At 34.0% G+C, this 23,179-nt stretch carries 22 protein-coding genes; 8 read left to right on the top strand and 14 right to left on the bottom strand.

Features of this window, described 5'->3' with window-relative positions; translation table 11 throughout:
- Genes U5A88_RS01420 through mraZ form a run of 11 tightly spaced genes read right to left on the bottom strand, consistent with a single transcriptional unit; the run spans window position 1 to window position 12,080 of the window.
- Entirely contained in the window at window positions 1–723 is a 723-nt protein-coding gene (locus U5A88_RS01420; protein ID WP_354203259.1) for a cell division protein FtsQ/DivIB, read from the bottom strand.
- Window positions 720–2,060, bottom strand: a complete 1,341-nt coding sequence (gene murC / locus U5A88_RS01415; protein WP_354203258.1) for a UDP-N-acetylmuramate--L-alanine ligase — start codon at window positions 2,058–2,060, stop codon at window positions 720–722. Before murC ends, U5A88_RS01420 begins: the two co-directional genes overlap by 4 nt.
- Before the next feature lie 25 nt (window positions 2,061–2,085).
- On the bottom strand, window positions 2,086–3,180 hold the full coding sequence (murG, locus tag U5A88_RS01410; RefSeq protein WP_354203257.1) for an undecaprenyldiphospho-muramoylpentapeptide beta-N-acetylglucosaminyltransferase: 1,095 nt from the start codon (window positions 3,178–3,180) through the stop codon (window positions 2,086–2,088).
- Window positions 3,164–4,366, bottom strand: coding sequence for an FtsW/RodA/SpoVE family cell cycle protein (locus tag U5A88_RS01405; RefSeq protein WP_354203256.1), 1,203 nt, complete (start codon window positions 4,364–4,366; stop codon window positions 3,164–3,166). The genes murG and U5A88_RS01405 overlap by 17 nt, the downstream gene beginning before the upstream one ends.
- Entirely contained in the window at window positions 4,367–5,701 is a 1,335-nt protein-coding gene (murD, locus tag U5A88_RS01400) for a UDP-N-acetylmuramoyl-L-alanine--D-glutamate ligase (RefSeq protein WP_354203255.1), read from the bottom strand.
- A 1-nt stretch (window position 5,702) separates the two neighbouring features.
- Window positions 5,703–6,941 (bottom strand): phospho-N-acetylmuramoyl-pentapeptide-transferase, encoded by a 1,239-nt coding sequence (mraY, locus tag U5A88_RS01395; protein ID WP_354203254.1) that lies wholly within the window; start codon window positions 6,939–6,941, stop codon window positions 5,703–5,705.
- Between the two features lie 17 nt (window positions 6,942–6,958).
- A complete protein-coding gene (locus tag U5A88_RS01390; RefSeq protein ID WP_354203253.1) occupies window positions 6,959–8,422 on the bottom strand; it encodes a UDP-N-acetylmuramoyl-L-alanyl-D-glutamate--2,6-diaminopimelate ligase in 1,464 nt (487 codons plus the stop codon).
- Complete coding sequence (locus U5A88_RS01385) at window positions 8,419–10,398, bottom strand: penicillin-binding protein (RefSeq protein ID WP_354203252.1); 1,980 nt, start codon at window positions 10,396–10,398, stop codon at window positions 8,419–8,421. Before U5A88_RS01385 ends, U5A88_RS01390 begins: the two co-directional genes overlap by 4 nt.
- Window positions 10,399–10,402: 4 nt before the next feature.
- On the bottom strand, window positions 10,403–10,726 hold the full coding sequence (locus tag U5A88_RS01380) for an FtsL-like putative cell division protein (protein ID WP_354203251.1): 324 nt from the start codon (window positions 10,724–10,726) through the stop codon (window positions 10,403–10,405).
- A complete protein-coding gene (rsmH, locus tag U5A88_RS01375; protein ID WP_354203250.1) occupies window positions 10,727–11,620 on the bottom strand; it encodes a 16S rRNA (cytosine(1402)-N(4))-methyltransferase RsmH in 894 nt (297 codons plus the stop codon). It abuts the gene before it with no gap.
- Complete coding sequence (gene mraZ / locus U5A88_RS01370; protein WP_354203249.1) at window positions 11,607–12,080, bottom strand: division/cell wall cluster transcriptional repressor MraZ; 474 nt, start codon at window positions 12,078–12,080, stop codon at window positions 11,607–11,609. The genes rsmH and mraZ overlap by 14 nt, the downstream gene beginning before the upstream one ends.
- A 222-nt stretch (window positions 12,081–12,302) precedes the next feature.
- Between mraZ and U5A88_RS01365 the strand changes: the two genes are divergently transcribed.
- The 3 genes from U5A88_RS01365 to U5A88_RS01355 all read left to right on the top strand — a co-directional run bounded on the left by U5A88_RS01365 (window position 12,303) and on the right by U5A88_RS01355 (window position 14,538).
- Window positions 12,303–13,067 (top strand): alpha/beta fold hydrolase, encoded by a 765-nt coding sequence (locus U5A88_RS01365; protein ID WP_354203248.1) that lies wholly within the window; start codon window positions 12,303–12,305, stop codon window positions 13,065–13,067.
- A gap of 132 nt (window positions 13,068–13,199) precedes the next feature.
- The gene (gene yihA, locus U5A88_RS01360) at window positions 13,200–13,835 is read left to right on the top strand and encodes a ribosome biogenesis GTP-binding protein YihA/YsxC (protein ID WP_354203247.1); all 636 of its coding nucleotides are present in this window, start codon (window positions 13,200–13,202) and stop codon (window positions 13,833–13,835) included.
- Window positions 13,836–13,851: 16 nt separating this feature from the next.
- On the top strand, window positions 13,852–14,538 hold the full coding sequence (locus tag U5A88_RS01355) for an RluA family pseudouridine synthase (RefSeq protein ID WP_354203246.1): 687 nt from the start codon (window positions 13,852–13,854) through the stop codon (window positions 14,536–14,538).
- Window positions 14,539–14,542: 4 nt separating this feature from the next.
- Here the strand turns inward: U5A88_RS01355 and U5A88_RS01350 are convergent, their stop codons facing one another.
- Window positions 14,543–16,090: a hypothetical protein gene (locus U5A88_RS01350; protein ID WP_354203245.1), complete on the bottom strand. Its 1,548-nt coding sequence runs from the start codon at window positions 16,088–16,090 to the stop codon at window positions 14,543–14,545.
- Between the two features lie 149 nt (window positions 16,091–16,239).
- On the opposite strand from U5A88_RS01350, the gene U5A88_RS01345 reads away from it, so the two are divergent.
- From U5A88_RS01345 to U5A88_RS01325, 5 genes are all read left to right on the top strand, one after another.
- Window positions 16,240–17,412: a 2-isopropylmalate synthase gene (locus U5A88_RS01345; RefSeq protein ID WP_354203244.1), complete on the top strand. Its 1,173-nt coding sequence runs from the start codon at window positions 16,240–16,242 to the stop codon at window positions 17,410–17,412.
- A gap of 10 nt (window positions 17,413–17,422) precedes the next feature.
- Window positions 17,423–18,538: a 3-isopropylmalate dehydrogenase gene (gene leuB, locus U5A88_RS01340; RefSeq protein WP_354203243.1), complete on the top strand. Its 1,116-nt coding sequence runs from the start codon at window positions 17,423–17,425 to the stop codon at window positions 18,536–18,538.
- 179 nt (window positions 18,539–18,717) lie between these two features.
- Entirely contained in the window at window positions 18,718–19,962 is a 1,245-nt protein-coding gene (locus U5A88_RS01335) for an ABC transporter permease (protein ID WP_354203242.1), read from the top strand.
- On the top strand, window positions 19,962–21,221 hold the full coding sequence (locus tag U5A88_RS01330) for an ABC transporter permease (RefSeq protein WP_354203241.1): 1,260 nt from the start codon (window positions 19,962–19,964) through the stop codon (window positions 21,219–21,221). Before U5A88_RS01335 ends, U5A88_RS01330 begins: the two co-directional genes overlap by 1 nt.
- Before the next feature lie 17 nt (window positions 21,222–21,238).
- Window positions 21,239–22,345, top strand: coding sequence for an efflux RND transporter periplasmic adaptor subunit (locus tag U5A88_RS01325; protein WP_354203240.1), 1,107 nt, complete (start codon window positions 21,239–21,241; stop codon window positions 22,343–22,345).
- Here U5A88_RS01325 and U5A88_RS01320 read toward each other — a convergent pair.
- Complete coding sequence (locus tag U5A88_RS01320; protein ID WP_354203239.1) at window positions 22,342–22,629, bottom strand: hypothetical protein; 288 nt, start codon at window positions 22,627–22,629, stop codon at window positions 22,342–22,344. The genes U5A88_RS01325 and U5A88_RS01320 overlap by 4 nt on opposite strands.
- A 4-nt stretch (window positions 22,630–22,633) precedes the next feature.
- Entirely contained in the window at window positions 22,634–23,173 is a 540-nt protein-coding gene (locus U5A88_RS01315) for a DUF1697 domain-containing protein (protein WP_354203238.1), read from the bottom strand.
- Between the last annotated feature and the right edge of the window lie 6 nt (window positions 23,174–23,179).

Genomic DNA, 23,179 nt, shown 5'->3' with positions numbered 1-23,179 from the left:
TTAGTTTTTTGTACACACAACCTGATTGTTGTACTCTAGGTTAATTGTTTTATAACTATTTAAGGTTTTATCGTTAATTACTTTTTGATAGAACACTTTTAATTTTTTAATTTTTTGGTCTAATTGATCTAACGAACCCAATTCAACCTGTTGATTTCCAATTCTTGTTTTTAGCACAAACTCTTGTTTGGCTTTTTGTACTATACCCACTACTTGCTTTTTTAGAAAATCGTCATTATAAATTACCATAGCTAATTTAAATAGCTCATTAGATAGTTGACCATTTTCAACACCTTCTACAATTGGAACTCTGGCAGAATAATTTGAAGATAAGGGCATTTTACCTCCTCTACTATCCATATAATAGGCCAAACCATTCTCATTTACTCTTGCAATCGGTGTCTTTTGTTTTATAAAAGCTCCTAATTCACCGTCAACATTTATAAAAACTTCTGCATTTTCTACCATTTCATTAGAAAGCAGAGTTTCTTCCATCTTGTTCAAAAATAAATTTTCTTTTGGCTGACTTTGAAGTCGTCCAAAATTTTGTACTAACAATTTATTAACAGTTTCATAAGTGATGAACAAATTATCTCCATTTTCAAAATTGATATTCACTTTTTCCACTCTCTTAGCCTTGTTTCTTGTAGATGAAAATCCATAGAGAAACACAACAAAAACAAGAAGTAACAAACCTTTTAAGAATGGTATGTATTTTTTCATTCTTTTAAATTTTGATAAACATCTTCAATCAGCACACCAATATCTCCAGCACCAATCATCACTATTATTTTAGCATCTGATGCCTTTATACTCTTGATTACATTTTCTTTCGACGAAATTTGTTTATTTTCCATATTAATTTTGTCCAACAACCAATCCGAAGTTACACCTTCAATTGGTTTTTCCCTTGCGGGATAAATATCCAACAACAGTAATTCATCAAACTTGGACAGACTTGACGCAAAGTCATCAATAAAATCGCGTGTTCTGCTGAATAAATGTGGTTGAAAAACGGCCAGTATTTTATCCTGAGGAAATAATTCGCGAACCGCATCTGCCACGGCGTTTATTTCCGTGGGGTGATGTGCGTAATCATCTATTAGCACCAAATTATCAGTTTTGATCTTGTAATTAAACCTACGCTTTATACCTTTAAAAGTTTTTAAAGCTTCGGCAATGGTAGTTAACGGAACACCGTAACTATCGGCCATTGCCAAAGCAACCACAGTATTTAGCACATTATGTTTTCCGGGCGTATTGATTTCAATATTTTTGTACAGTTCAGTTGGCGTCTGTACATCAAAAACAAAAGTCCCATTTTGTATTCTTATATTTTTTGCATCGTAATCGGCATCTTCTTCAATGCCATAAGTAATTCCATTAATGGACAATCCGTTACGGATAAATAGCTTGTCAGAAACTAGATTGGCAAAATCATTGAACGATTCCGTCAAGGCTTCTTCCTTACCGTAAATATCCAAATGGTCAGCATCCATTGAAGTAATGCATGCTATATTTGGTGACAATCTCAAAAAAGAACGGTCAAACTCATCGGCTTCTACTACGCTAATTTCATCACCACCTAGAATCAGATTTGAATTGTAATTCTCTGCAATTCCACCCAAAAAGGAAGTTGCATTCAACCTTGCTTCATGCAAAATATGCCCTAAAATAGTTGATGTGGTGGTTTTTCCGTGTGTACCTGCCACAGCAAAACAAAAAGTGTTTTTAGTAATGGCTCCTAAAATTTCAGAACGTTTATAAATGGTATAGCCACTGTCTTTAAAATAGTTGTACTCTGTATGGTCGTTAGGAATTGCAGGTGTATAAACAATCAACGTCTTTTCCTTATCAAAAACCCGTTCAGAGATAGTTTTGATATCATCATCAAAATGAATAGCAATACCCAACTCTTCCAACCCTTTAGTAACTGGCGAAGGTGTTTTATCATAACCGCTTACATAAAAATTATTGGCACTAAAATATCGAGCCAAGGCACTCATACCGATACCGCCTATTCCGATAAAATAAATGTTATGTATGCTGTTTAAATTCATATTCTTTTACTCTTTTGAGTATGCTTTATCTATTTATTAATTTTTCAACTTCATTTGCAATATGCTCTGTGGCTTTTGGTAATGCCAATTGTTTTATGTTTTTACTTAACTCTTTTTGTTTGTTTTCGTCTTTTAACAAACTCTCGAATACTTCTTGAAACCTGTCCAATTCTCTTTCTTTCAGCATTAGTGCCCCGTTTTTATCCACAACCGATTGGGCATTTTTGGTCTGATGGTCTTCCGCTACATTGGGCGATGGAATAAATACTACAGGTTTACCAACTATGCACAATTCTGAAATTGAACTCGCTCCTGCTCTACTTATAATTATATCCGCTGCTGTGTAGGCATAATCCATTCTGTTAATAAATTCAAGCACTTTTACGCCTTCTAGGTCTTGATACTTTCTGTATTCTTGGTAATACAATTTTCCTGATTGCCACAATACTTGCACGTTTTGTTCTACTAACCATTTTATGTTCTTTTCAATTAATCGATTTATCGCTCTTGCCCCCAAACTTCCGCCCAAGATTAATAGCGTTTTTTTTTGTTTATTAATTTTAAAATATGATCGAGCTTCATTTCCATTGGCTGAAATTTCCAACAAATCTTGTCTTACGGGATTTCCAGTTTTTACAATTTTAGTTGCTGGAAAAAACCGCTCCAATCCGTCATAAGCCACACATACAGTACGCACCTTTTTACCCAATAATTTATTGGTAATGCCGGGATACGAATTCTGCTCTTGTATTAAAGTCGGCACCCCTTTACGTTGAGCCATTTTCAGTGTGGGTCCAGAAGCAAATCCGCCTGTACCGATAACCACATCAGGCTTAAATTTCCTGACAATCTTGCCCGCATTCCACAAGCTGCTGATCAACTTGAATGGAAACATTAAGTTTTTCAAGGTCAACCTGCGTTGCAATCCCGAAATCCACAACCCTTTTATTTCATAGCCAGCCTGAGGCACTTTTTCCATTTCCATTCTATCCTTTGCTCCCACAAAAAGAAAATTGGCATTTGCATGGCGTTTTTTCAGTTCGTTTGCTATTGCTACGGCAGGATAAATATGTCCGCCCGTACCACCTCCGCTAATCAATATATTAACCGATGGCTTCATGCAGTACACTTAAAGGATTATCATCATTTTTTTTCTTATCGGAAACTATTTTTGCTTCTCTATCAGCACTTACACTCAAAACTACACCCAAGGCAAAACAGGTCATCCATATTGAAGTTCCTCCTGTACTAATTAGTGGTAATGGTTGCCCAGTAACTGGAAACAATCCAACCGCAACTGCCATATTAATTAGTGCTTGAAATACAATGGGAATACCAACACCTAACACCAACAGTGTTCCGAATATACTTTCCGTTTTTGTAGCTACTATTACAATTCTGAATAACAATCCGAGATAGAGCAGCATCAACATAAAACCTCCTCCAGAACCAAACTCTTCAATAATTATAGCATATATAAAATCGGATGACGACTGTGGTAAAAAATTCTTCTGCACACTTTTTCCAGGGCCTTTACCCTGGATTTCACCCGAGGCAATGGCCAATTTTGCTTTTTCCGCTTGATAGTTGGCATCTTCGTCTACGCTCGAAAAATTCTCGATACGTGCAGCCCAGGTATTAATCCTGCTGTTTTTAAACGTTTCGGGAAATGCTTTTGCCGACAAAATAAACAGTGTAAAGACTAAAATACCCGTGGCGAGGATAGCTCCAATAAATTTAAGTGGATATCCACCCAAAAAAGCGAGTAACAATACCATTGAAAAAATGATAGCTGTAGTAGAAAAGTTAGCAGGCAAGATCAATGCCAGCACAATCCCCACGGGAATCCATAATTGGAGAATACTGTCTTTAAAATAAATTTTATTTTCCCTATTTTTTGCCAAATACCTAGCCGTAAACATCATTACCACTACACTTGCTAATGTCGAGGTTTGAAAACCAATGCCAACGAAAGGAATATTTATCCACCTACTTGCATTAACGCCACTTATGGTTTTTCCTTGATATAAAGTATAAGCCAACAACACCAAAACCACCGGTATTAGAAGCACTGAAAGACCACTAAAATATCTATATGGAATTTTGTGTGTAGCATAAATGATTACAAAACCAAGGACCAATAACATGGCGTGCTTCAGCAAGTACCCTAGGGTGGTGCCTTTACCGACAACACCTACTAGATTGGTACTTGCACTATACACTGGGAGAAAGGAAAATATTGCCAATACGGCAATGATAGCCCAAATGGTTCTGTCACCACTTATATTTTTTAAAACTTTTGTCATTTATAATTGTCTAACAGCATCTTTAAATTGTCTGCCTCTGTCTTCGTAATTTTCAAATAAATCGAAACTAGCACAAGCTGGTGCCAATAACACCGTATCTCCTTTTTCCGAAACTTTGTAAGCTACTTTTACCGCTTCTTCTGCACCCGCGGTTTCTATCATAAAATCAACCACATTACCAAAAGTTTCAATAATCTTGGAATTATCTAAGCCCAAACAGATAATAGCTTTTACTTTTTCTCTTACCAAGGGCAACAATTGGGTATAATCATTCCCTTTGTCTGTACCACCTACTATCCAAACTATAGGTGTTCTAACACTTTCCAATGCATAATAAGCAGCATTTACATTGGTAGCTTTTGAGTCGTTTATATAATGAACACCATTAATTTTTAACACAGGTTCTAACCTATGCTCTACACTATCAAAATCTTCTAGACTCTCTCTTAGTGTATTGTCTCTTACTCCCAATAATTTTGCAATCATGGCAGAAGTCATGGCGTTTTTTGTATTGTGTTTTCCTTGTAATGCTAATGCTGCTATACTCATTTTAAATATGTTTGATTCGGTTTGTATTATTATGTTATTATCTTTTATATATGCTCCTTTATCAAATGATTTCTCTAATGAAAAAGGTAGTAACTGTGCATTCGTTTTATTACGTTCAAGCCAGTTTGTGATGGCTTCATCATCGGCATCATAGATTAAAAAATCATCGGCCGTTTGGTTCATGGCTATCCTGAATTTAGAATTGATATAATTCTCAAAATTGTAATCATATCTATCTAAATGATCGGGAGCTATATTGGTAATTACCGCAATATGCGGAGCAAAATCAAAGATTCCGTCCAACTGAAAACTACTGAGTTCTAACACATACTTATCATAGTTTTCATTGGCCACCTGCAAAGCAAAACTATCGCCAATGTTCCCCGCCATACCTACATTTAATTCTGCTTTTTTCAAAATATGATGTGTTAGCATGGTAGTTGTTGTTTTACCATTACTACCCGTTATACCGATTAACATAGCATCGGTAAATTTTGAGGCAAACTCAATTTCTGATACCACAGGAATATTTCGATTTATCAACTCTTGAACTAGAGCTACCTTATCGGGAATTCCGGGGCTTTTCATCACTACATCAGCTTCAAAAACTTTGCTTTCCGTATGTTTTCCTTCTTCAAAAAGAATATCATTATGTAAAAGAACTTTTTTATACCTACCTGTTATTATTCCTTTGTCAGAAACAAAAACGTCATACTCTTTTTTTTTAGCGAGAATCGCTGTTCCCACACCACTTTCTCCTCCACCAAGCACCACCATCTTCTTCATTTTATCTTATTTTCAAAGTAATTATTGACAATACCGCTAGCATGATTCCCACAATCCAAAAACGGACTACAATTTTACTTTCGTGATAGCCTCTTTTTTGATAATGATGATGTAAAGGTGACATCAAAAAAATGCGTCTTCCTTCACCATATTTTTTCTTGGTATATTTAAAATAACTTACCTGTAACATCACCGATAAATTCTCTGCTAAAAAAATACCTGCTAATATGGGTATCAATAATTCTTTACGAACCGAAACGGCTATTACAGCTATAATTCCACCAACAGTTAAACTCCCCGTATCACCCATAAACACTTGTGCAGGATAGGTGTTGTACCATAAAAATCCGATGAGCCCACCTACAAATGCACTAATAAACACAGTCATTTCACCTGAGTAAGGGATGTACATTACATTGAGATAACTAGAGAAGATGATATTACCTGAGACCCAAGCAAAAACACCCAATGCCAATACAATTATTGAAGACGTACCAGCTGCCAAACCATCAACACCATCAGTCAAATTGGCTCCATTAGATACAGCGGTAATAATAAAAATCACAATCAGCACGAATGGAATCCATGCGTATTTTTGATAATCATCACCCAACCAAGTCACTAATTTTGAATAATCGACTTCATTGTTTTTTACCCCAGGGATTGTTGTTTTTAAGGACTTTTTTTCTTTGCCAAATAGGCTAGACGGATTAGTAGTTTGTAGTTGTTCGGTTTGTACAACTGTCGGATTGTCTAATTTTTCTTTTATGACTACCTGTGGTGAAAAATAAAGCATCAATCCGACAAAAACACCTAAACCCACTTGGCCTAAAACTTTAAATCTTCCTTTAAGTCCGTCTTTATTTTTTTTAAATACTTTGATGTAATCATCTAAAAAGCCAATTAGCCCCATCCAAACCGTAGAGACCACTAAAATAATTATATAGACATTATCTAATTTTGCAAAAAGAAATACAGGAATTAATGTAGCGAGTATTACGATAATTCCCCCCATAGTTGGTGTGCCAGCCTTTTGAACTTGGCCGTCCAAGCCCAAATCCCTAACCGTTTCACCAACTTGAAGCCTCCTCAGTTTATCAATAATCTGGCGTCCAAAAATGGTAGAAATCAATAAAGAAAATACAAATGCCATTGCTGACCTGAACGAGATAAATTGAAATAAACTCGCCCCAGCTAATTGGTAATGTTTTTCTAAATAGTCAAATAAGTAATATAACATCTATATTTTTTTGTGTTTTATTTTTGCAATTCCCTTAATGTTTCTGTGATGATTTCATAATCATCAAAATGGTTACGCACACCGTTGATTTCTTGATACGCCTCGTGACCTTTGCCCGCGATCAATAAAATATCTCCTTTTTCTGCCATTGAACTGGCTGTTTTTATAGCTTGTTTTCTATCTACAATAGATATGTATTTCTTAAAATTTTGTGGTTCTACACCAGCTTCCATTTCTTCGATAATCGTTTGTGGATTTTCACTTCTTGGGTTATCTGAAGTAAAAATGGCTTGATTGGATAATTGTGTAGCGATGTGTGCCATTTTTGGTCGCTTGGTTTTATCTCTGTCACCTCCACAACCCACAACTGTGATTACTTTTTCATTAAAAGTTCTAATAGCACTTATGGTTTCTAATACATTTTTTAATGCATCTGGTGTATGAGCATAATCTACAATTGCGGTAATGCCGCTCTCTGAAATTAGGTATTGAAAGCGACCACTTACACTTTCCAATTCACTTACTAATCTTAAATTTTCTATGGATTCTATGCCCAACAAATCTGCAGTAGCATAAATTGCCAAGATGTTGTAAGCATTAAAAGTCCCGATGAGTTTTGACCAAACTTCGTGTGTGTTTATAGTCAATAACAAACCGCCCAATTGATTTTCTAAAATCTTAGCTTTATAATCTGCAACTGTTTTTAAGGCGTAGGTATATTTTTTGGCTTCACAATTTTGGAGCATTACCGAACCGTTTTTATCATCAATATTTATCAAGGCAAAGGCTGTTTTTGGCAATTCGTCAAAAAACGATTTTTTAATATCTCTATATTCCGCAAAAGTGTTGTGGTAATCTAAATGATCGTGAGATAAGTTGGTAAAAATACCGCCCGAAAAGTGCAATCCTTTGGTACGTTTTTGATGAATACCATGCGAACTCACCTCCATAAAACAATGCGTAACACCATTTTCTACCATTGAGTTTAAATACTTATTGATAGTCAATGAGTCTGGTGTTGTATGTGTTGCGTGGAATTCTTGGTCGTTTACTAATACTTTAACAGTGGATAGTAACCCGACATTATAACCTGCTTTTTTAAATAGATTATAAAGCAACGTTGCTATTGTTGTCTTACCGTTAGTTCCTGTTATTCCAATTAAATTTAACTGCTGGGAAGGGTTTCCATAAAAATTGTCCGCCATTATCGCCAAGGCCTCTTGCGAATCCTTGACTACGATAAAAACAGTATTTTTATCAGCATTTTCAGGTAGATTTTCGCAAACAACAACAGAAGCACCTTGTTCAATTACCGAAGGAATAAATTGATGAGCGTCAACCAATGTACCTTTTACGGCGAAAAAAACATCATTTTTTTTCACTCTTCGCGAGTCAAAAACAAGAGTATTTACGTCAATATCAGTACTACCATATACCGCCTCAACAGCTACTCTATATAATATGTCTTTTAACTTTTTCACGAAAGTGTTAGTTCTACTATTTTTGTTTTATCAAATTTTTCACCAGCTTTTACAGACTGTTTCATCACTTTTCCTGAACCTTTAAAAACAACTTTTAATCCTAAATTTTCTAACAATGCAATAGCATCCATTCCATTCATATTTTTAAGATTGGGCATGGTTTCATAAGTTTTGTTGGCATTGGCATTATAGCTCTCAAAATTTTCAGCTATCAATTCGGGACTGTTTTTAAAGCCTTTTACCTCATCCATTACAGGTGTTTTGGTATAAATTTTATGTGCAATTTGCTTGAATACTGGGGCGGCTACCACATTTCCGTAATAACCAATTTTTTTGTTCGGCTTATGAATTACTACTATGCAAGAATACTCTGGATTATCAGCTGGAAAATAGCCCGCAAAAGATGCGATATACTGTGTATTATCCGTCCAATATTCTGTTTGGCAAGTCCCTGTTTTTCCTGCCAACTCATAATTCTCGTTATAAATATTAGTGGCTGTTCCCTGTTTCACTACTTTCCGCATCAAATCTTTCATTTTATTAATAGTTTCTTGTGAAGCTATTTTAGGATTGATTACCACTTTGTCAAAAGTCTCGACCACTCGATTTTGATTTCTTATTTCTTTGATAAATCGTGGTTTTACCATTTCACCATTATTTGCCACCGCATTGTAAATAGCCAATGTTTGCATAGGTGTCATATGTACACCATAACCATGGGTCATCCATGCTAATGAGGTTCCGTACCACTTGTCTTTGCTTTTAGGATTAGGCAAAGTAGGCTCACCTTCTCCCTTTATGGGAAGGTTTAATTTATAACCTACTTCCATTTTATTTAAACCATCAATAAACTTTTGTGGATTTTCTCCATAGTACTTTTCAATAACCTTAACTAAACCTATATTTGAAGACACCTCAAACACACGACCAGCTGTTATCTCTCCATAACCCCCTCTATGCGAATCTCTTACAGTTCTATTATATACTTTATAAGCTCCATTACCCGTGTCAACGACTGTAGATGTATCAATGACCTTATCCTCCAAAGCCACCATCATGCTCATCAATTTAAACGTAGAACCCGGCTCGTGAGATTCGCCTACTGCATAATTCAATCGCTCATAATAATTACCTTCTTTATTGCGACCTAAATTTGAAATCCCTTTGATTTCACCTGTTTTAGTTTCCATTACTACTACGGTTCCATGATCGGCTTCAAATTTTTCTAGCTGCCCTAACAAAGCATGGTGAGCAATATCTTGTATGTCTAAATCTATAGTGGTAATGATATCTTTGCCATCAACTGGCTCCACTTCATTATTATCATTTAGAGGCTTCCACTGACCTTTTGCTATTCTTTGTTTCAGTCGTTTTCCATTTTTGCCTCTTAAAAATTCATAGAAATTACCTTCAATCCCTACTTTACCCCTATAATCGTCATAACCTACTGCACGTTCAGCTATTTTTCCTATTGGATGCTCTCTTACTGTTCGTTGTTCGGTAATAATTCCTCCTTTATAGGTTCCTAAATTGAACATTGGAAACGATTTAATTTTCAAATATTCGTTATAACCCAAATTACGAGTTATGAAGAGGTAGCGGTTTTTGGTCTTTCTCGCTTTGCGAATGTAATTTTCCCAATGTCCTGGCGATTTACCCAACATTTGCGATAGTGACTTGCTCAATTCTTTTATATTTTTTTCAAAATTCTCGCTGGAAACAGTAACAGCATCCATCCGAATATCAAATTTTGAAACAGACGTAGCCAATAAACTGCCGTCAGAAGAGTAAATATTACCTCTGTTGGCTTTTATTACAAAATCTTTTACCGTAAGACTTTCTGCTTTTTCTTTATAAAAATTACCTTGAACAAACTGAATGTCTATTATTTTATAGGTAATTCCGATGGCAAACAGAAACATTAGTCCCGCCAACAAATACAATCTATTTAATATGTTTTTCTTTTCTATTGCCAATTTTTTATTCTGCTTTTACTACAATTTTTTGTGGTGGGTTTTCAGGAACGAACAATCCTTTTTCTTCTAATTTTTTGATGATTGATGATTCCATTTTTAGTTTCATCAAATCGGAACGTGTGGCTATAAAAATGTCGCGTTTCTCTCTCATTTTCTTATTTAAAACCGCTATTTCCTGTACTTTTTGATCAATACTGTGCGAACTAGCAATCATTACCAAGGCCAATCCTGCTAAAAAAACAAGCATATACCAATTTTTAGGAGCACCTTCATCTACCAAAAATTTACCCTTTAAAATGTTATATAATGTTTGCTTAGCCTTTGCCATTTACAATTTTGTTGCTATTCTTAATTTAGCACTACGTGCCCTGTTATTTTCTTTAATTTCTTGTACTGAAGGTGTTATCAATTTTCCTTTTTTGAACGGAACCGAAACATTTCCATAAAAATCTTTTTCTGGTTCGCCCTCGAACAAACCACTTCTGATATATCTTTTTACTAATCTATCCTCTAAAGAGTGATAAGAAATTACACTCAGCTTACCTCCTTTTTCTATTAAGTTTTCGGTCTGTAACAAAAACTCTTTTAAGGCCTCCAGTTCTTCGTTCACTTCGATCCTAACGGCTTGAAAAATCTGAGCCAGAATTTTATGTTCTTTGCTTTTCGGTAAAAACGATTTTAAAACTTCCTTTAACTTGAAACTGGTTTTAATTGGCTCATTCTTTCTACTTGCAACAATTTCTCTTGCCAATGCTTTTGCATTTCTCAATTCGCCATACATAAACAAAATATCGCCTAACTGTTTTTCACTGTAACCATTAATAACTTTGTAGGCGGATTTTTTAGCCTTTTGATGCATCCTCATATCTAAATCCGCATCAAAACGTGTAGAAAAACCTCTTTCGGCAACATCAAACTGATGTGAGGAAACACCTAAATCAGCCAATATACCATCTACTTTTTTTATTCCGTAGAAACGTAAAAACCGAGTTGCGAACCTGAAATTTTCATGAATAAGCGTGAAACGCTCATCATCAATCGTATTTTGCAATGCATCCTCATCTTGGTCAAAGGCAAAAAGTTTTCCGTCTTGTCCCAATCTTTTTAAAATTTCTTTAGAATGTCCACCTCCGCCAAAAGTGACATCGACATAAATTCCATTCGGTACAATTTCCAAACCATCAACACTTTCAAAGAGCAATACCGGATTATGATAATTCATCTGGCACATCATTTTCGCCGCCCATTACATCTTCAGCCAATTGAGCAAAATCTCCAGTAGCGTCATCTATTGCTTTTTCATAACTAGCCTTATCCCAAATTTCAATAATATTTACTGCTGAGGACAACACCACTTCATTTGAAATACCTGCAAAAGAGTGTAAATCTTTCGGAATCAACAATCTGCCAGAAGCATCCAAATCGACCATTTTAACACCTGCTGTAAATCTTCTGATAAAATCATTGTTCTTTTTTACAAATCGGTTGAGCTTGTTTACCTTTTGCATCAGCATATTCCACTCGCTCATAGGGTAAATTTCTAGACATGGCTGAAACACCGCCCGCTTAATAACAAACCCTTCATCCAATACAGAATTTAGTTGTTTTTTAAGCTGAGAAGGCAACATCAATCGGCCTTTTTTATCGGCTTTACATTCGTATGTCCCAATTAAGTTTACCACTTCATGCAAAATTTAATGACAAATATACAGATTTTTACCACTTTTTACCATTTTTTACCACTTTGTTAATAACTTTATAATTCAGATTTTATTGCATTGATTTATAAGTATTTAAAAAAATAGCTGCTTTTTTCAGGAGTAAAAAGCGTGTCGTCTTAGAGAATTGTGGTACTTTAATCCAAATTCATTATTTTTGTATTAAAGCCAAAACAACTTTACTTAATGGGATACGATTACAAGCAAGAAGGAAAATTTAATTATTTAGAAGCTGGAGAAGGAAGACCCATCATTATTTTGCATGGATTAATGGGCAACCTAAGTAATTTTGACAACGTATTTGAATACTTTTCCTCAAAAGGGTATAAAATTTTAATGCCAGAATTACCTATTTACAAACTTCCTATTTTAAAAACAAATGTTAAGAATTTAGCAAAGTTCATCAAAAGTTTTACTGAACATAAAAAATTGGACAACTATATTTTATTGGGCAACTCTTTAGGTGGTCATATTGCATTGTACTACACCAAACAATATCCTGAAAAAGTTGATGGAATTGTACTTACTGGAAGTTCTGGCCTATATGAAAATTCAATGGGCGAAAGCTATCCAAAAAGGGGTGATTATGAGTATGTTAAAAACAAAGCCGAAAGTGTTTTTTACGACCCAAAAGTGGCCACAAAAGAGATAGTTGATGAGGTTTACGAAAGCATCAATGATAGAAATAAATTGATACGAACTTTGGCTATTGCCAAAAGTGCGATACGCCATAATATGTCTAAAGATTTACCCGATATGAAGCTGCCTGCAGGATTAATTTGGGGTAAAAATGATGCCGTAACTCCACCAGAAGTTGCAGAAGAATTTAACGAATTACTCCCAAATTCATCGTTATACTGGATTGACAAATGTGGGCATGCACCCATGATGGAGCATCCAGAAAAGTTTAATGAGTATTTGGAAGACTGGTTGAATAAGGAGAAACTTTAATAAAGTCCTCCCGATAGCTATCGGGACTAGCCCTTCATAAAACAGGGAATTTGGAACACGTAAAAAAATCAAATAACTTTTTTCGATACGACGATAAGATTACTCGTACCTCGGAATGATAATAAAAAAAATTTGAAAATTAAGACTGCTGAATTTGTAATCAGCAATACAGACATAAAAAAATGCCCAAAAGATTTAATTCCTGAATATGCTTTTATTGGCAGATCTAATGTAGGAAAATCTTCACTTATAAATATGTTGGTCAATCGAAATAAATTGGCTAAAACTTCTGGAAAACCAGGTAAGACACAATTAATTAATCATTTTAAGATAAACAATGAGTGGTTTCTAGTTGATTTACCAGGCTATGGCTATGCCCAAGTCTCTAAAAGTAAACGTAAAGTTTTTCAAGGGTTTATTGCTGATTATTTTCTAAATAGAAAACAACTAATTTGTACTTTTTTATTGGTTGACAGTCGTCACGAACCGCAAAAAGTAGATTTAGAATTTATGCGTTTTTTAGGTGAAAACGAAATTCCCTTCATGTTGGTTTTTACAAAATCCGACAAACTAAAACCCTCAATTATCAATAGAAATCTGCAAATTTTTGAAAACAAAATGCTCGCTGCTGGTTGGGGTGCGATTCCAAGAATTTTTGTTACTTCTGCTACAAGTAAAGATGGTAGAGAGGAATTACTGAATTACATTGGAGAATTAAATGAAGTTATGAAATCGGACAATCATAGTTCTAAGATGGAAAACTTGTAGTTAAGAGTGCTATCAAATGAAATCAACCAAAGACAATTTACAGGTTTTATATGAAGATAATCATATCATTATCATCAATAAACGTGTGGGCGATATTGTTCAAGGTGACAAAACAGGTGACACGCCATTGAGTGAAATTACAAAACAATATATTGCAAACAAATACCATAAAAAAGGCAATGTTTTTTTAGGCGTTGTACATCGTTTGGATAGACCCACAAGTGGTATCGTTATTTTTGCTAGAACTTCAAAAGCATTGGAGCGTCTCAACAAGATGTTACGTGATAAGCAGATTAAAAAAACGTATTGGGCTATTGTGAAAAACAAACCTGAAAAGGAAAAAGATACGTTAGTTCATTATCTAAAAAAGAATCCCAAGAATAATAAATCAACCGCATTTCCAAATCCGACTCAAGAAGCGAAAAAAGCCATATTACATTATCAACTTATAAAAGCGTTAGATAATTACTTTTTGCTTGAAGTTGATTTAGAAACGGGACGACACCATCAAATTAGAGCTCAATTGGCCGTTATAAAATCGCCAATAAAAGGCGATTTAAAATACGGTGCCAAACGCAGCAATCCCGACGGTGGAATTAGTCTGCATGCCAGGGCTATTGAATTTACTCATCCCGTAAGCAAGGAATTAATTTCAGTTATTGGTGATATACCTGATGATGCAATTTGGAAAAGTTGTGTTTAAAATATTATCGCTTCGCTAACCTAAACTTTTCTTGAATAATTTCATCAATAGGTCGGTTTTCTATTTTACTTTCTAACCATGACAAAATATCTAAATACAGAAAAGCTCTACGCTCGTAAGGATCATCTTCATATTGCTTCAGCGTAGTGTGTAATTTTATAAATTCTTTTTTAAACTCATGAGGATAAACATCGCCTATAGTTCTTAAAAATTTAATCATTTCTTTTTGCACCTCATTCAGTTCGTTCATCTTTAACAAGAACTTATAAGTGCTTTTTAATTGTACCTCTAAATGGTAATCTAGCCCAACTTCGTAATGAGCAAACAAACTCAATATTCTAGAAAAACAGAGCAGATCTTCTCGCATTTCTAGTGTTTTGTTATTGATGATTTTATCTAAATATTCTATACATTTTTTACAATTTCCAGCACCAAAATATAAACTAGCTATTTTGTAGTAAAATACCATAATATGATGATCGTCAATCCTATCTTTATATTGTTTTATTCCTTTTAAGATTTCATCGACCAAAGGCAGACCTTCTTTAAAAGTACCTTCTAAAAAATGTAAGTTAAGCTTGTTACTGAATAGATACATAAAACTCAACACATTCACATTATCTTCGTTTGGCAAAAGACCCTCACGGTCAATTGTGGATTCAAACTTACTAAGTGCTTTTTTAAATTTGGAATGGTATTGTGTGTAAAAAAGTGATTCTAATAAATAGTGGTATCCTTTTAAAAAAAACACAGGATTTAAACGAATCATACTTTCGTTTTTCAAAAACAAATCGACCCATTTGCTTGCGTATTTATATGAATTTAAAAAATCTTGAGTTAAAAAGCTATACCATAGTTGCGATTTATACAGCCAAAGTTTTTCTCTGAATCCCAACTCAGAAAGTTTAAATTTTGGCATTCTCGCATTAAAATAATCAGTAATTTCTTGATATTGTTTATTATTTTTAGCATAGCCAGATTTTAATAAAATTCCATACAATTGCAAAGATAAATTTGACAACTTACTGGTAATTGTATTCTGAATGCTCAACATTTTTGCCTGCTCGGTAAGTTCATCAGCACGATTGCTTATACTTCTTGTAATATATTGAGATTCAATAACTTTCTCTAATTCAACAATCTCATAAGCCAGTATTTTTTCTTCATTTGCTATTGCGGTATTTTTAGCTTTATCTAATAACTTTAAACTTTGTTTATACAACCCTTTATGATAGAGAATTGTTGCAAAATCTAGCTGCTCTCTTATCTGAGCTCTTGTATTTTGATGTAATGGATTTAAGCGTAAACTAATTAAAATTTGCTTGTATAAATGTGCTTTTAAATTAGAAAGTTGTGCTTTTTTTACAATACCGCTTTTTAAGATAGATTTCTCATCATATTTATTCAATTTATCCAACAAATTAAATAGGGCTAAAAACTTAGAATCGGTATTACCACCAAGACGACCAACATATAATTTAAACTGTCTTTTTTCTGATTTTGATAGTGATTTTACTAAAACAAATAAATTATCTTTTTGTGGGCTAGTCATTGTAACAAATAATGTGCTATTAAATTTATAATCAGTAACTTAAATATATTTTTTTTGGGTTAAGCATTGTAAAAATACATTATATTTTACATAGAAAAACACAGCAAAATATAAATTCGTTCATTAATAAAGAAATATATCATTAAAAAATGAGCAAAGATAAAGTTCAAATATTTGACACTACGCTAAGAGATGGAGAGCAAGTGCCTGGCTGTAAGCTGAATACAGAACAAAAATTGGTTATTGCAAAGCGTTTAGACGAATTAGGCGTTGATATTATCGAAGCGGGATTTCCTATTTCTAGTCCAGGTGATTTTAAATCAGTCGAAGAAATTTCAAAACTAGTAAAAAATGCTACCGTTTGCGGATTGACTAGATCAGTAAAAAAAGATATTGAAGTTGCTGCACAAGCTTTAAAATATGCAAAAAATCCAAGAATTCATACAGGTATTGGCACCTCAGATTCTCATATTCAACATAAATTCAATTCAACCCGAGAAAAGATTATAGAACGTGCAGTTGATGCTGTAAAATATGCAAAATCTTTTGTAGAAGATGTTGAGTTTTATGCTGAAGATGCCGGTAGAACCGATAATGAATATTTAGCACAGGTTTGTGAAGCTGTAATTAAAGCTGGGGCAACGGTATTAAACATTCCAGACACAACTGGCTACTGTTTGCCTGAGGAGTATGGTGCTAAAATGAAATACCTGAAAGAAAATGTAAAAGGAATTGATAAAGCCATTTTGTCTTGCCACTGTCATAACGATTTAGGTTTGGCAACTGCTAATTCAATTGCGGGAGTTATTAATGGTGCAAGACAGATTGAATGTACCATAAATGGAATTGGCGAAAGAGCCGGAAATACTGCTTTAGAAGAAGTGGTAATGATTTTAAAGCAACATCCATATTTGGATTTAGATACTGGAATTAACACCCAATTATTATACGACACTAGTCAAATGGTAATTGAAAATATGGGTATTCACGTGCAACCCAATAAGGCTATTGTAGGTGCTAATGCTTTTGCTCACAGTTCTGGCATTCATCAAGATGGAATGATTAAAAATAGAGAAACTTACGAAATTATTGATCCAAAAGATGTTGGTGTAACCGATTCTGCTATTGTTTTAACCGCAAGAAGCGGAAGAGCCGCTTTGGCGTACAGAGCTAAAAAAGTAGGTTACGAACTGACTAAAATCCAATTGGACGAAGTTTATCCTATCTTTTTAAATTTTGCAGATAAAAGAAAAGAGATAGGTGATGATGATATTCACGAAATTATTAAAACTAGTAGCATAAAACATACTGTTGTTGCTTAAAAATTGATATATGAAATTAAATATTGCCGTTTTACCTGGTGATGGTATAGGACCAGAAGTCACCAAGCAGGCCAAAAAAGTATTAGAAGCAGTTGCTCATCAGTTCAATCATACTTTTATTTTTAAAGAAGCGTTGGTCGGTGCTGTGGCTATCGATAAAACTGGTGAACCTTTCCCCCAAAAAACATTGGATCTTTGTTTAAAAAACGATGCCGTGCTTTTTGGTGCTATTGGTGATCCAAAATATGATAATGACCCATCTGCAAAAGTTAGACCTGAGCAAGGACTACTAAAAATGCGAAAAGATTTAGGCCTATACACAAACATTAGACCTGTTAGGGCTTTTGAACAATTGTTGGATAAATCTCCTTTAAAAGAAGAAATTATTAAAGGAGCAGATTTGACTATATACCGTGAACTAACCGGTGGTATTTACTTTGGTGAGAAAAAAATAAGTAAAGACGGCAAAACTGCTTCAGATTTAGGAGAATATAGTGCTTATGAGATTGAGCGTATTGCCCATAATGCCTTTAAAGCCGCTCAAAATAGAAGAAAAAAATTAACACTAGTTGATAAAGCCAATGTATTAGAATCTTCAAGATTGTGGCGAAAAGTAGTTACTGAAATTGCCAAAGACTATAAAGATGTAAAACTTGATTATCTGTTTGTTGATAATGCCGCAATGCAAATGATATTAAACCCTACACAATTTGACGTTATTTTAACGGACAATTTATTTGGTGATATTATTTCTGACGAAGCAAGTGTTATTGGTGGCTCTATTGGTTTATTAGCTTCAGCATCTGTGGGAGAAAAACATGCGGTTTTCGAACCTATTCATGGTTCCTATCCTCAAGCAACAGGCAAAGGAATAGCCAATCCTATTGCTTCAATCTTATCAGCGGCAATGTTATTGGAACATTTTGAGTTATTTGAAGAAGCTGCTTTAATCCATAAAGCGGTTGACAAATCGTTAGAATTAAAAATAGCTACACCAGATATTTTACCAAATTCTAAAATTACTACAACAAAAGTTGGTGATTTTATTGCTGACTTTATCAATTACCCAGAAGATACAAATATGAATTATCACAATATTCATATTGGCCAATCCACTATTATTTGAATTTATACTGGAGGATTCATAAAAACCACGCCAAAAGCGTGGTTTTTTTTATTAAAAAATCCGCAAAACGTTAAAATTCAATATTTCTCAGTACTTATGTAACAAACCTATACTAAGAAGCGTCTATTATAAAAGGTAGATTTACTTTTATTAAAATCACTTTAAACAAACCACACCAAATGTTTGATATTGACCGTTGGCAAGAAATATTTGAAACCATTAGCAAAAATAAATTGCGAACGTTTCTTACTGGACTTTCAGTGGCTTCTGGTATTTTTATATTGGTAATTTTATTAGGTTTTGGACAGGGTTTTGAAAATGGTATTCGTAAAGAATTTGAAGGAGATGCCATTAATAGAGTTTGGGTATGGACCGAAGTCACCACAAAAGAACACAACGGGTTAAATCCTGGAAGATCAATTCATCTACGCAACTCAGATCTTGATTATGCTTCCACAATTTTTGCTGATGATATAGAATATAAATCTGGTGTTTTTAGAGTTTGGAACGCTTCAATAAACTACAAAAAAGAGTCTGGAGCTTATGGCATTCAAGGTGTGAGTCCTGATTATCAAAAAATTGAAAATGTAAAAATGATAAGAGGACGTTTTCTAAATCAAATTGATATGGACAAACTACAAAAAGTAGTTATTATCAGTAAAAAAATAAAACGTGAATTAATGAAGGAGGTTGAAAATCCTTTAATAGAGAGCCTTCAAATTTCGGGAATCAACTTTAAAATTGTGGGCGTATATACCGATGAAGGTGGCGAGCGTGAAGAGAACCGAATTTACATACCTAGAACTACTGCTCAAAATGTTTTTAACGGTAAAAACAGAATGGCAAATATGTCTTTTACCTTAACCCCTCAAGAAACTTTTGACGAGTCAGTATTTGCATCTAAAAGATTTACGGATAAATTAAAACAGTATTTACAAAAAACCCACCAAATAGCACCAGACGATAACGCTATAGGAATATATAATGCTCAAGAAGAAGCAAAACGCTTTTTTACATTAACCAATAATATTTCTTTATTCTTTTGGTTTGTAGGTATTTGTACGATTATAGCGGGTGTTGTTGGAGTTAGTAATATTATGTTGATTATTGTTAAGGATCGAACACGAGAAATAGGCATTAGAAAAGCATTAGGAGCCAAACCAATGTCAATTATTGGAATGATTTTACACGAATCTATTTTTGTAACTGCGGTTTCAGGTTTTGCCGGACTAATACTCAGTATGGGTTTATTAGAAATTTTAGGTCCTAACATAGAAGTAGACTACGTATCAAACCCAACTGTAAACTTTTCAATTGCCATGACTATGGTAATTTTATTAATAATTGCTGGAGCCATTGCTGGATTTTTCCCTGCTTGGAAAGCAGCAAAAGTTCAACCTATAGTTGCCTTAAGAGATGAATAATGTTTAGTAGAGACCGTTGGAGCGAAATATTAGAAGTACTATCTAGCAATTGGTTCAGAACCGTTTTGACGGCTTTTGGGGTATTTTGGGGTATTTTCATACTTATAATTTTGCTTGCCGCGGGCAAAGGATTTGAAAATGGAGTAAACCTTGAATTTGGAGATACCGCTACCAACACTATGTTTATGTGGACAAGAACAGCGACAAAAGCTTACCAAGGCATGCCAAAAGACAGGCGATTTAACTACAAACTTTCTGATGTTAAAGACATTAAAAATAATGTTTCAAATTTATTATATGTTTCTCCACGTAATCAATTGGGTGGATTCAATGGAGCTAATAATGTAGTAAGAGGTCTTAATACCGGAGCTTTTGACGTATATGGAGATTATCCTGAAATCATAAAGCAAGAACCAATGGACATTATAGAAGGACGATTTATTAATCATAATGATATCAACAACACTCGTAAAGTAGCTATTATTGGTAGGGGTGTAAAAAGCAGTTTGTATGAAAAAGATGAAGATGTATTGGGTACATATATAAAAATTCAAGGTGTAAATTTTATGGTTATTGGTGTTTATAAGAAGAAATCATCAGGTGGTGACGGTGAGGAAGCTCAAAAACAAATATTCATTCCTTTTACCGCTTTTTCTCAAGCATTTAACATGGGGAACCGTGTGGGCTGGATGGCAATTACTGCCGTTGATGGCAAACCCATAACTGATATAAAAGAAAATATATTTACTATTGTCAGAAAGAATCATAAAATCCATCCAGAAGATGAAAGGGCGATAGGTCATTTTGATTTGCACGAAGAATATAGCAGAGTACAACGTCTGTTTACTGCAATAAGGGTTATAGCCTATTTTGTAGGTATCATGGTTTTGTTATCCGGGGTAATTGGTGTTAGTAATATTATGCTAATTGTTGTAAAAGAACGTACCAAAGAAATAGGAATCAGAAGATCATTAGGGGCTTCTCCTTGGAATATCAGAGGACAAATACTTACCGAGTCAGTATTTTTAACAATCATCTCAGGTATGGCGGGTATTGTTTTTGCATCATTACTTATATACCTCATTAATTTTGCCATAGACAGTAGTGGCCCGGTAGATATGTTTGCTAACCCAAGTGTAAATTTAGGAGTAGTAACCTCCGCTTTGACCATATTAATTATTTCAGGGTTATTGGCAGGATTTATCCCAGCACAAAATGCCATAAAAGTTAGACCAATAGAAGCTTTAAGAACAGAATAAATTAAATATTATTACCAATGAAAAAATCAATAACCATTTTTATATTACTTTTTATAGTTATAACATTTACAGCAGCAATGTACTATTTGTACACAAAAAATGCTGAAGACCCTGTTGTATATGAAACAGAAAAACCTTCTACACAAACCATTGTAAAAAAAACAGTGGCAACAGGTAGTATACTTCCGATAGAAGAAGTATTGATTAAACCCAATATTTCAGGAGTTATTCAGGAAATTTATGTTAAAGGTGGGGACAATGTTAAGCAAGGTGATTTGATTGCAAAAATTAAAGTTATCCCTAATGCATCATCAGTGAACAATGCTAGAAATGCAATTCAGTCTAACAAAATTGTTTTAGATGATCAAAAAAGAAATTACGATCGTCAAAAAGGGTTGTTCGATAAAGGCGTTATTTCCAGACAAGAATTAGAACAAGCAGAAGTATCTTATAATCAAGCAAAACAATCGTATAATGCAGCAAATCAAAATTACGAAATTGTAAGAACTGGTTCTACGCGTGGTTTAGGCAACTCAGCAAACACATTAATTAGATCTACCGTTTCAGGCATGGTGTTAGAAGTACCTGTAGAAGTTGGCAACCAAGTTATTGAGAGTAACAATTTTAATGAGGGTACTACCATAGCTTCATTAGCTGATGTAAACAAATTGATTTTTGAAGGCAAAATTGATGAGTCAGATGTTGGTAAAGTAAAAGAAGGCTTGCCGCTAGAGATTACTGTTGGAGCCGTTGAAAATCAAGTCTTTGACGCCACACTAGATTATATTGCACCTAAGGGAAATTTGGAAAATGGAGCTATTCAATTTGAAATAGAAGGTATTCTAAAAAAACAGGACAGTACTTTTATTAGAGTGGGCTTAAGTGCTAATGCTTCCATTATTTTGGCTAGAGCCGATAGTGTATTGGCAATAAAAGAAGCATTAGTACAATTTGACAAAGACACAAAAGCTCCTTTTGTTGAGATTAAAAATGGCAATGAATTTGAACGAAAAGATATTACACTTGGAGTTAGTGACGGCATTCAAGTGGAAGTTAAAGAAGGAATTTCTAAAGGTGATGAAATTAAAGTTTGGAATCAGTTGAAAGAGGAAGATACTAATTAGAAAATGTTTCTGATAAGGAAAATAATAACTGTAAGTATTACCATTGTAACTACTAACGTAATTATAAATCGTGTTCGCTTTTCTTTTTGAATCTTAGTTCTTATTTCTTCCTTTATCTGCTCTAATTCCGTTTTAGACACATCAGGCAAATCAAATTCATCTTTAGCATAGTTAGAATCTTCCACTAAGTGCTTTTTCTTTGTACGGATTTTATTCCGTAATGAAGATTTATGAGATTCGTTAGATTTTTGTCTCTTTTTAAATGCATTGAAGTGACCAGACATGATTTTATAATTTGGTACTCATTTCCAAAAGTTTTGTAACCGTTTTCCAATTCCTAATGGTAGTTGTTACTTTTAATTTACTTTCTATTAAATTATTTGTGAGCTTGGAATTGCTAACTTTAGTATCGTAACAAATGTAAACATGATTACCAATTATCTGGTAATTTGCATCTTCAAAATGTATTGCCTTTAGTTTTTCTAAATATTCTTTAAGTGGTTTCTCTGCCAAAAAAGCTACGTACAATTTATTTATATCCGTTTCTTTAGGCAAAAAAGGATTACTACTAAAAACAGTTTCTATTTCATCAGTCGTCCTGATCAGAACGGGTACATCAAAACCATATTTTTTAAAAATGGCTTCTTTGATTGCTTTTTCTATTTCATTTGAAGACATATTTGAAGAAAAAACCACATTTCCACTTTGTATGTATGTCGTACAATCTTTTAGACCTATCTTTTTTAAAAGCAATTTTAAATCTGCCATTAAAATTTTGCGATGCCCACCAACATTTATACCTCTTAAAATTGCTATATATGTTATCATTTTAAC

Origin of the sequence: Aureibaculum sp. 2308TA14-22 (assembly GCF_040538665.1) — a bacterium.
GTDB lineage: Bacteria > Bacteroidota > Bacteroidia > Flavobacteriales > Flavobacteriaceae > Aureibaculum.
Note: the sequence above shows the minus strand (reverse complement) of the source record. Positions and strands in the feature narration are given on the sequence as shown.

Excerpts from the sequence above, each read along its gene's own strand:
- U5A88_RS01335 (WP_354203242.1), top strand. The coding sequence starts at position 18,718 with ATGTTTGATATTGACCGTTGGCAAGAAATATTTGAAACCATTAGCAAA.
- U5A88_RS01405 (WP_354203256.1), bottom strand. The coding sequence starts at position 4,366 with ATGACAAAAGTTTTAAAAAATATAAGTGGTGACAGAACCATTTGGGCT.
- U5A88_RS01315 (WP_354203238.1), bottom strand. The coding sequence starts at position 23,173 with ATGATAACATATATAGCAATTTTAAGAGGTATAAATGTTGGTGGGCAT.
- murC (WP_354203258.1), bottom strand. The coding sequence starts at position 2,060 with ATGAATTTAAACAGCATACATAACATTTATTTTATCGGAATAGGCGGT.
- murG (WP_354203257.1), bottom strand. The coding sequence starts at position 3,180 with ATGAAGCCATCGGTTAATATATTGATTAGCGGAGGTGGTACGGGCGGA.
- murD (WP_354203255.1), bottom strand. The coding sequence starts at position 5,701 with ATGAAGAAGATGGTGGTGCTTGGTGGAGGAGAAAGTGGTGTGGGAACA.
- U5A88_RS01355 (WP_354203246.1), top strand. The coding sequence starts at position 13,852 with ATGAAATCAACCAAAGACAATTTACAGGTTTTATATGAAGATAATCAT.
- U5A88_RS01380 (WP_354203251.1), bottom strand. The coding sequence starts at position 10,726 with ATGGCAAAGGCTAAGCAAACATTATATAACATTTTAAAGGGTAAATTT.
- U5A88_RS01420 (WP_354203259.1), bottom strand. The coding sequence starts at position 723 with ATGAAAAAATACATACCATTCTTAAAAGGTTTGTTACTTCTTGTTTTT.
- leuB (WP_354203243.1), top strand. The coding sequence starts at position 17,423 with ATGAAATTAAATATTGCCGTTTTACCTGGTGATGGTATAGGACCAGAA.
- mraY (WP_354203254.1), bottom strand. The coding sequence starts at position 6,941 with ATGTTATATTACTTATTTGACTATTTAGAAAAACATTACCAATTAGCT.
- rsmH (WP_354203250.1), bottom strand. The coding sequence starts at position 11,620 with ATGAATTATCATAATCCGGTATTGCTCTTTGAAAGTGTTGATGGTTTG.
- U5A88_RS01325 (WP_354203240.1), top strand. The coding sequence starts at position 21,239 with ATGAAAAAATCAATAACCATTTTTATATTACTTTTTATAGTTATAACA.
- U5A88_RS01330 (WP_354203241.1), top strand. The coding sequence starts at position 19,962 with ATGTTTAGTAGAGACCGTTGGAGCGAAATATTAGAAGTACTATCTAGC.
- U5A88_RS01350 (WP_354203245.1), bottom strand. The coding sequence starts at position 16,090 with ATGACTAGCCCACAAAAAGATAATTTATTTGTTTTAGTAAAATCACTA.
- U5A88_RS01365 (WP_354203248.1), top strand. The coding sequence starts at position 12,303 with ATGGGATACGATTACAAGCAAGAAGGAAAATTTAATTATTTAGAAGCT.
- U5A88_RS01345 (WP_354203244.1), top strand. The coding sequence starts at position 16,240 with ATGAGCAAAGATAAAGTTCAAATATTTGACACTACGCTAAGAGATGGA.
- U5A88_RS01320 (WP_354203239.1), bottom strand. The coding sequence starts at position 22,629 with ATGTCTGGTCACTTCAATGCATTTAAAAAGAGACAAAAATCTAACGAA.